The organism is Planococcus sp. A6 (genome assembly GCF_028823615.1).
GTDB lineage: Bacteria > Bacillota > Bacilli > Bacillales_A > Planococcaceae > Planococcus.
Window position 1 is genome coordinate 26,435 of record NZ_JAPEHT010000023.1, and the last position, 8,354, is coordinate 34,788.

General features: G+C 47.5%; 9 protein-coding genes. 5 read left to right on the plus strand and 4 right to left on the minus strand.

Annotated features, from left to right (window positions below):
- Positions 1–26: 26 nt before the first annotated feature.
- Complete coding sequence (locus tag ON064_RS05410; protein ID WP_274623957.1) at positions 27–620, minus strand: class I SAM-dependent methyltransferase; 594 nt, start codon at positions 618–620, stop codon at positions 27–29.
- Positions 621–865: 245 nt separating this feature from the next.
- Between ON064_RS05410 and ON064_RS05415 the strand changes: the two genes are divergently transcribed.
- Complete coding sequence (locus tag ON064_RS05415; protein ID WP_274623958.1) at positions 866–2,368, plus strand: phytoene desaturase family protein; 1,503 nt, start codon at positions 866–868, stop codon at positions 2,366–2,368.
- 93 nt (positions 2,369–2,461) lie between these two features.
- Here the strand turns inward: ON064_RS05415 and ON064_RS05420 are convergent, their stop codons facing one another.
- The 3 genes from ON064_RS05420 to ON064_RS05430 all read right to left on the minus strand — a co-directional run bounded on the left by ON064_RS05420 (position 2,462) and on the right by ON064_RS05430 (position 5,471).
- Positions 2,462–3,661: a cytochrome P450 family protein gene (locus tag ON064_RS05420; protein ID WP_274623959.1), complete on the minus strand. Its 1,200-nt coding sequence runs from the start codon at positions 3,659–3,661 to the stop codon at positions 2,462–2,464.
- A 140-nt stretch (positions 3,662–3,801) separates the two neighbouring features.
- Positions 3,802–4,617 (minus strand): alpha/beta fold hydrolase, encoded by an 816-nt coding sequence (locus ON064_RS05425; RefSeq protein WP_274623960.1) that lies wholly within the window; start codon positions 4,615–4,617, stop codon positions 3,802–3,804.
- 14 nt (positions 4,618–4,631) lie between these two features.
- Positions 4,632–5,471, minus strand: a complete 840-nt coding sequence (locus tag ON064_RS05430) for a DUF4097 family beta strand repeat-containing protein (protein ID WP_274623961.1) — start codon at positions 5,469–5,471, stop codon at positions 4,632–4,634.
- Positions 5,472–5,592: 121 nt separating this feature from the next.
- On the opposite strand from ON064_RS05430, the gene ON064_RS05435 reads away from it, so the two are divergent.
- From ON064_RS05435 to ON064_RS05450, 4 genes are all read left to right on the plus strand, one after another.
- The gene (locus ON064_RS05435; protein ID WP_274623962.1) at positions 5,593–6,192 is read left to right on the plus strand and encodes a DUF2238 domain-containing protein; all 600 of its coding nucleotides are present in this window, start codon (positions 5,593–5,595) and stop codon (positions 6,190–6,192) included.
- 170 nt (positions 6,193–6,362) lie between these two features.
- Positions 6,363–6,809 (plus strand): SRPBCC family protein, encoded by a 447-nt coding sequence (locus tag ON064_RS05440; RefSeq protein WP_274623963.1) that lies wholly within the window; start codon positions 6,363–6,365, stop codon positions 6,807–6,809.
- Positions 6,810–6,962: 153 nt separating this feature from the next.
- Entirely contained in the window at positions 6,963–7,148 is a 186-nt protein-coding gene (locus ON064_RS05445; RefSeq protein ID WP_274623964.1) for a hypothetical protein, read from the plus strand.
- A 349-nt stretch (positions 7,149–7,497) separates the two neighbouring features.
- Positions 7,498–8,013, plus strand: a complete 516-nt coding sequence (locus ON064_RS05450) for a flavodoxin family protein (RefSeq protein ID WP_274623965.1) — start codon at positions 7,498–7,500, stop codon at positions 8,011–8,013.
- Positions 8,014–8,354 lie beyond the last annotated feature (341 nt).

The window sequence follows — 8,354 nt, forward strand, 5'->3', positions numbered from 1 at the left end:
CTTTTTCGCAGAACGAGAAAATTGAATTAGTAAGATTTCCGGCTTTCGATGGTCAAAAACAGGCCGCTGTAATAGGATTCCACATTGACGATATCTAAAGGGGAGCGGTTCACCAAATCGAGTGTGTTGCGGTCTAAATGGCAGCCGTCGCATAGTTTTTTCCAGACGGGAGTCAAAGTTTCCTGGGTTTTGCCCATCAGCGGCTGGTCCATTTTGACGTGCTCGAACATGAAGATCCGGGCGCCGGGTTTGCTGACGCGGTAGATTTCTTCGAGCGCTTTGACCGGGTCCGGGATCGTACAGAACACCAAAGTCGCGACGACGGTGTCGAAGCTGTTATCGGCGAAAGGAAGTTGTTCTGCCACCGCTTCGTACGTATGGATCGGTGTCTTTGATTTTCGGATGCGCTTTTCTGCCTGTTTGCTCATCTCTGGATTTGGTTCGATGGCGTCGACCCGTTCGGCATGTTGGTAATAGCGGAAGTTCGCTCCTGTACCGAAGCCGATTTCGAGCACACGCCCTGTTGCTTGCTGAACGAGATTTTTGCGTATCTTCTCAAAACGGGTTTTCTCCAAAGGTTTCATGGCCGTGTCGTATATATGGGGCAGAAATCCACCCATAGTGATCAACTCCTGTCTTTTGAATTGCCTGTATTTATACCATTCCACTTTTCCCGTTCGATATCCTGTTTACTTCTGGAATGAACGGTTCATCTAGGATTATACAAAAACTATACAATGAGCGTTTTTAAGCTTATTATGAAGGGAATAACAAGGACAATGGCATGATGCTGAAGAATCTCCCTAAAAGCGATTTCAGGCAAAACGAAGAGTACATATTTCAATGAAAAAGGGGCGGTACATATATGGGGAAAGCGAAGAAATCCGTAATCGTAATCGGCGGCGGCCTTGGGGGCTTGTCGGCAGCGATTTCATTGCAGCAAAAAGGCTATGAGGTTTCGCTATATGAAAAGAACGAGCATATCGGCGGGAAAGTGAACCGCTTGGAGCGGGACGGCTTCGGTTTTGACCTGGGCCCGTCGATTTTGACGATGCCGCATATTTTCGATCGCTTGTTCCAAGGCAGCGGCAAGAACATGACCGATTATGTGCCGATGCAGCGCTTGGAGCGTGAATGGCGCTCATTTTTCCCAGACGGCACGGTGATTGACTTGTACCATAACCTTCATTTGATGGAACGGGCGAATCCGGCTTTGTCGAAACAGGACATGAAGGAATATTACGCGCTGCTCAAGTATGCGAGGAAGATTTACGAAACGACAGAGCGAAGCTATTTGAAGGAAGGCTTCGAGTCGCCGAAAGAGGCCGTCGCACAAAACGGCATCCTTGCGACTTTGACCGGATTCGATTTGACCTCGACAATGTATAGCGCGATTTCAAAACGCATCACGAATCCGCATTTGCGTGACATGCTTTCGTATTACGTCAAATATGTCGGATCTTCGCCGTACAGTGCACCCGCTGTGCTCAACATGATGATTTATATGCAGCACGCGCAAGGCTGCTGGTATGTGCCGGGCGGCATGCATAATTTAGCAGGCGGCATGGAGAGATTGGCGCGGGAAATTGGCGTCCAGATTCATACCGGCATGGGCGTGATCCGTGCCTTAACGAGCGCGGAAGGCCAAATCACCGGCATTGAACTCGAAGACGGCAGCTTCCAAACCGCTGATTATTATGTGTCGAATATGGAAGTCATCCCGTTTTATCAAAAAATGGTCAAGGCGGAGCATGAGTTTGTCGACAAATTGGAAAAGAAATACGAACCGGCGAGTTCCGGACTGGTCTTGCATCTCGGTGTCAAAAAGACCTATCCGCAGCTGAACCACCATAATTTCTTCTTCTCGGACAATTTAAAAGAGCAGATGGACAAGGTGTTCGAACGCCACGAGCTGCCGGACGACCCGACAATCTATCTCGTCAACGTCAATAAGACCGACCCGACGCAGGCGCCAGAAGGGCATGAGAATATTAAAATCCTGCCGCATATCCCTTATATCCAGGACAACCCTTTCACACCGGAGCAGTACAAGGAATTCGAAGAGCGTGTCATCGATAAGCTCGAACGCATGGGGCTCGACGGCTTGCGCGACAATATCGTCGTACGCGATGTCTGGACGCCACATGATATCGAGCGTATCTACGGTTCGGACCGCGGGGCGATTTACGGAACCGTCTCCGACAAGAATAAAAACGGCGGCTTCAAGCACAAAAAGCAAAGCGAACTATACGACAATCTGTATTTTGTCGGCGGTACCGTCAACCCAGGCGGCGGCATGCCAATGGTGACCTTGAGCGGCCAGCAAGTGAGCGATAAGATCGTCAAGCGCGATAATGAAAATAACTAAAAATCTACAGTCCTGAGACGGCTTAGGCTGTTTACAATTCAAAAGGCGATGCCAATGACTTCGAAAAGTCGTCGGCATCGCCTTTTTGCATATTCATTTTCCGAGTGTCACCGGAAGTTCACGGACGCCGCGGACAATCATGCCCGGACGCCATTCGAGTTCGTTTTCCGGGACAGCGAGCGCCATGCCGGGGAAGCGTTTCAATAGCCCGTCGATTGCGGTATGGCCTTCCAACCGTGCGAGAGGAGCGCCGAGGCAGAAGTGGATGCCTTTGCCAAACGCCAAGTGCGCACTTTTCTCGCGGTGGATATCGAACAGTTCCGGGTTATCGAACTGCTCGGGGTCATGGTTCGCAGCGTTCAAAGCGACGATGACCAAATCGCCCCGGTGGATGGTTTTTCCGCCAAATTCCATGTCTTCTGCGGCCCATCTGGAGGTGCTGAATTCGACCGGCCCGTTCAAGCGCAGCGATTCTTCGATGGCTGGGCCGATGAGCTCAGGCTGTACGCATAATTCGTGCTGCTGTTCGGGATGTTTCAATAGCGTGAGTACGGTGTTGCCGATTAAGTTCACGGTCGTTTCGTGTCCTGCGATGATCAGCAAGGAGACCAGTCCGTACAGCTCTTTTTCCGTCAGTCGATCGCCCGCTTCTTCCGCTTCGATCAATCGGCTGATTAAGTCATCGCCCGGTTGTTGGCGCACTTTTTGGAACCATTCGCCGAGATAGCGGACAAATTCATTCATATGCTCATAAACGCTAACGCCTGCTTCGCCACTCGTACCTTCGATGAGCGAGTTCGACCAGGTCCGGAATTTATCGCGGTCCTGTGAGGGCACGCCCAAGATTTCGCAAATGACGATGATGGGGAGCGGGAAAGCGAATTCGTCAATTAAGTTGACGTTCGATTTGCCTTCGAATCCATCGAGCAATTCGTCGGTGATTTCCTGGATGCGCGGTTTCATGCTGTCGATCATTTTCGGCGTAAAGGCTTTTTGTGCGAGCCCGCGCAGCCGTTTATGGTCGGGTGGGTCAGAAAATAGCATGTTTTGGGTGAATACGCTCATCTCGTCCATGGTGCCGCCGAACAGTTTTGAAAAGTCTTTGATGAAGCGCGAATCTTTCAATACGGCGTCTGCGTCCGCATAGCGCGTCACGAGCCACCCGAGCTGGCCATCCGGAAAGCGCACCTGATGAACAGGATCCTCTTCGCGCAGCCGCTCGTAAGCGGGATATGGGTTTCGGGTGAATTCCGGGCTGAATAATTTCGTTTCGTCTTTGTCATGCAAATCCATTGAAATGCCTCCTTTTTTTATCTATACCCTGAGGCGGATGGCTGTTACTCGCCTATTTTTCATATTCCTTCCTTCTCTAAAGAAATATGGAAGGCCATTCTTTCGGTCTAGGCAATTTTCCGGTGAAATGGTTTGGCCAGTTAGAAGCTTTTTTCTACTTCATCGACAAACCGTATGATGACCTTTGCGACTTCTGTTGGGCCTTCCCAGTAGAGCATATGGCCGAGCTGAGGGAGGATGCACAGCTGGGAGTTAGCGATGGCAGCAGCCAGCTTTTGCTGATCTTCTGGTGAAGCGAGTGCATCTTCTTTTCCAGAAATAATAAGCGCTGGAGCCGTCATTTGATGAAGGAGACCAGGGAATTGTTCATTCAATGCAGCATTACTCGTTTCTTTCCACACACGTGCCTGAACTTTTTGGATTTCACTGAACATCTTCTCCAAGAAATCGGCAGGCACCGGTTTATTGAAAAGCTCTCCAGTGAATCCTCGGATAAACTCGGGGCTGACGGGATCCGTTAAGCGCGACAAAGTGGATTCATGAATAGCGACGATTTCCGGCTGGTTGCCGAGTTCGGAAGGGGAACCGATTAAGATGAGCCCGAGCGTTCGCGCCGGATATTTCACAGCAAATTTCCTGGCAGTAAATCCCCCGCTGGAAGCACCCGCGATAAAGGCTTTTTCGATAGCTTTGGCGTCCATGAACTGCAGCAAATCCGCTTCGAAATCGTCTGTTCGATACGTCAGTTCCGGCAGATCGATGCCATCGTGCCCACGCTGTGTGAAGGCAAGGGTGCGCAGATGTTCAGGGAAACTGGTGAATAGCAGGTCGAAGGTATGGCAGGAGTCGGCCAGCCCATGCAAGAAAATCAGTGGAATGCCATGTGGGTCGCCATGCTCGATATAGATTATCTCTCTTGAATCCGCCAAGCGCAATGTCGCTGGTTTCAAAGGCATATTTTCCATTCCTTTCATTCCACAGTAATGCTTCCGTTATTTGAAGTCAGCTGAATCAGTACATCGCCGTTGCCAAACACGGTTTCTTCATTTTCGCGTCCATATACATCGATGCTGCCGTTATCGACACGTGCTTCAATACGGGCGTTAGCCGGTTCACTGTCGGTCCGGATTTCAATACGCCCGTTATCCGTATCGAAATGGACAGGGAAATCGAGTGTCTCGGTGTCCAACTCGATGCGGCCGTTATTTGCCTGGGCTGTTAGGTCGCCAGACACATCGCTGAACATGATGCGGCCGTTCGAGGAGCGGACGTCAATATCGGCTTCTGTGCCTTTTAACTCAACCCTTCCATTATCCGTCTCGATCTCAATTGTGTTGCTGTCGATTGACTCTAAGATGATGCGTCCATTATCGGCTTCAAGTGCCAACTTGGCGGCTTCAATTTCGTTTGCCTCGATAGCGCCGTTATCGCTATCGACTGACAAGGAATTGAGTCCGCTCTCAGGTGTATAGACTTGCAGGGTATAGGAGCGATTAAAGTCGAAATTAAAGAACGGTGAACGGTCGCCAACTTCAATGTTCAAGCGGCCGCTATCCAATTCAGCACTTAGGGTAAAGTCGTCGTCATTGCCGGAGAACACGATGCGGGTCGTTTCATCATCACTTGGCAATAATTCAACGCGGGAATTTTCGACCGTTATTTCCACATCGTCGATCTCCTCGTCGAAGCTCTTTTCCTCAAGTACTTGCTGGTTCGCGGGATCTGTTTGCCCGAGGATATAGAAACTGATAATAACGCCGAGCACCGTTAAACTGGCGAGGATGAGCACAAGCCTTAAAAAAGTTTTCATGATAGCACATCTCCTTATATAAAGAATATTCGGCCCTGTGTACTGGACAGACAGGCGATTTCACGACGGCGTTGAATATATATAGCAAAAGCCGATTGACTGGATAGAAAGGATGATCAATATGGAATCCATTCAGAACAGACGGGCGATTGCGGTGGAGCGGGTAGTTTGGTGGTCAGTGCAGGTCTCCCTGATGGGAGGAATCGTTTATATGTATACGCAAGGCAACAGTACAAAGATGTTCATGGGCGCACTCACCGTAGTTGTCATGATCGTACTTGCACTCGTGCAAAGACATTTCGGGTACCCCCTGCCAGCAATTTTTGCGAGCATCGTTTATTTTTTCATTTTTTTCTCTGTTGTCATCGGAACGTTTGGCGGTGGCTATAAAATCAATCACTTCGATGATTTTCTGCATGTCTTTTCGGGAATTTGGATCGGCTACGCAAGTTGGATTATTTTGAGGCGTCTGCTTCGGAATGGTGGATCTTCGCTCTTGCCCAACTCATTTATTGCCTTGTATATGATTTCGTTTTCTTTGGCTGCCGCAGCCGTATGGGAATTGCTCGAATTTGCAGGTGATAAGCTATTCAGTTTCACTGCACAGGGTAGGGATCCGGATGATACGATGATCGATATGATCATGGGATTGCTTGGCGGATCGATCACTGCTTTTGCCATCTTGCAGCTAAGGCGTCGAGGCCAAAAATCTGAAAAATGAGGGTGCTGCTACTATTGGCTGTGTCTATACCGATATTTTACTATAAATATCTGAAAAGTCAGTTTATTTAACCCGAATCATGTTATATTAATGAATATAGCAAGGTTGCATCAGTATAGCTGACGTCAGTCGGTAAGATCGGAAATTTTAGGGCAGGGGAGGATGCCGAAATGTGGAGCGTAAAGAGTACTGTTTTTATCGATCGCCGGGTAAAGGAAGTCCATCACTTTGCAACCAATCCGTTACTCTGGTACCAATGGTATGCGGGGTTATCGGAAGCGGAGGATCTCATTGGCACAGGAAAGAAAGGCACAAGTATGAATTTAAAGTATTACTTTTTTGGTAGAAGTTTGGCGTTGCATGTATTGGTGGTAGAAAATGCAGCAGTAAAAGACGGTTATGTGTGGCGGTGCTTAGTTAGCGGTGCTTTTGATGCTACCCAAACCTGGCGCTATATCCCAAAAGACGGTGGCACGGAGGTTCAATTCGAAATGGAGTATGAGCTCCCTGGCAGCCTGCTTGGCAAACTGGCCAACACGATTTACATTAAGAAACTGATGAATAACTCAATAACGCAGACTTTACAGAACCTGAAAGATATCAGCGAAAGTGAGTGAGCGCAATAGGCGGGCCCGAAAGTCATTTGAATGATTTTCTGGTCTGCCTTTGTTATTTCAGTAAATGTCTATTATCCATTTATTACTCATTTGCATATGAATGAGCAAATGTTATTGGCTTTCGTACTTTTATTTTGAAGGAGTGCAGGTTTCGTGGCTAAAAATAATAGTTATGACTACTCAAAATTGCCATTCACTGGCTTGGGCTTAATATTCGGAACTGCGATAGGCGCAGGCTTAAGCTTTGTGATTGCTGGGGATGTTATCTGGGCTGGGATAGGAACCGGAGTGGGGCTGGTTATCGGTGCAGCGATCGATGGCATGAAGAGACGGAAATAGCCTTTATTCCATTTTGAGGACCAGGGTTAACCAGTCTTCATTTTTCAGAAAATTAGAGATTTTTGACGGCGGTTTGCTGTCATTGCCTGAGTGATTTTTTCAGATATTTGAATTTCCTGAAGAGGCCTGATTTCGATTAAGTGCACTGCTTAGGTGCTCGATACCATCTATACTAAGTGGTTTTTGAAGACTGCGCGCAAATTTTGGCGGTTTTCCACTCCCCCGCGTTTTAGGCATTTCTTGTTGATGATGCCTCTTCGACGAAATTAACCGGGAAGGGCGTGAACCGCTTTGCGATCGAGTTGTATACAAAAATTGAGAAGCGAAGAACAATAAAGGAGTCCTAAAAATGAAGAATCGCAGCTTGATTGTTTATTATTCTTGGATAGGCAGTACAGAAGTAGTAGCGAAAGAAATTCACCGCCTTACCAAATTTGATATTCAGAAAATCGAAGAGAAAAAGAAGCGGGCTTTAGGAAAGATTGCTGGCGCAGCCATGGGAGCGTTTTTGGGATTTAAAAGCAGTATAAAGCCAATGGACTTCGAATTAAAAGAATATGAAAATATATTTCTTGGAGCTCAAGTCTGGGCTGGAAAAACAGCTCCCGCCATTAATAAATATTTAAAAAAGGCTTCGTTTAAAGATAAGAAAGTTTGGCTTTTTCTAACAAAAGGGGATGAAAATATTCCCCAGCAGGTTATAGAATCAATTACCAAAAGAATTGAGAAGAAAGGCGGGAAAGTGGTAGATAGCATTTCCATAACGACGAAGTGGGACCCAAAGACGAATGTTCCTATTGCTCCTGAGGAAGTAAGAGATGTAGTCCATGACTGGCTAAAAAAGGGAGGTGTTTTGGAAGAATAAGTGAGACGGCTTCCTTGTTCCTGTAAAAGTCTAAGTCGCGGTATGCATTGAAATCGGAGTTGCACAATAACCCCCTCTTGTAATAGTTCTGATAAAGAACAAACAGGCAGTGAAGTGTTTGGAATCTAATGGCAGGGGCTGATTAAATAAGGAAAGATGACTATCTTGGACATTGAAGTGTACAAAGCTTATGCTGAACGCAGTTGAGCTGGTCGCATGGCCAGCGGAAACGGAAGGATGATCGATATGGCATTTTTGGATAAGTTGAACGCAATGAAAGACAAGGCGATCGAAAAAGGCAAAACCCATTGGGACGAAAATAAAGATGACTATAAAGAAAA

Coding starts and splice junctions, on each gene's coding strand:
- ON064_RS05420 (WP_274623959.1), bottom strand. CDS start 3,661: ATGGATTTGCATGACAAAGACGAAACGAAATTATTCAGCCCGGAATTC.
- ON064_RS05435 (WP_274623962.1), top strand. CDS start 5,593: ATGGAATCCATTCAGAACAGACGGGCGATTGCGGTGGAGCGGGTAGTT.
- ON064_RS05440 (WP_274623963.1), top strand. CDS start 6,363: ATGTGGAGCGTAAAGAGTACTGTTTTTATCGATCGCCGGGTAAAGGAA.
- ON064_RS05410 (WP_274623957.1), bottom strand. CDS start 620: ATGGGTGGATTTCTGCCCCATATATACGACACGGCCATGAAACCTTTG.
- ON064_RS05430 (WP_274623961.1), bottom strand. CDS start 5,471: ATGAAAACTTTTTTAAGGCTTGTGCTCATCCTCGCCAGTTTAACGGTG.
- ON064_RS05415 (WP_274623958.1), top strand. CDS start 866: ATGGGGAAAGCGAAGAAATCCGTAATCGTAATCGGCGGCGGCCTTGGG.
- ON064_RS05450 (WP_274623965.1), top strand. CDS start 7,498: ATGAAGAATCGCAGCTTGATTGTTTATTATTCTTGGATAGGCAGTACA.
- ON064_RS05425 (WP_274623960.1), bottom strand. CDS start 4,617: ATGCCTTTGAAACCAGCGACATTGCGCTTGGCGGATTCAAGAGAGATA.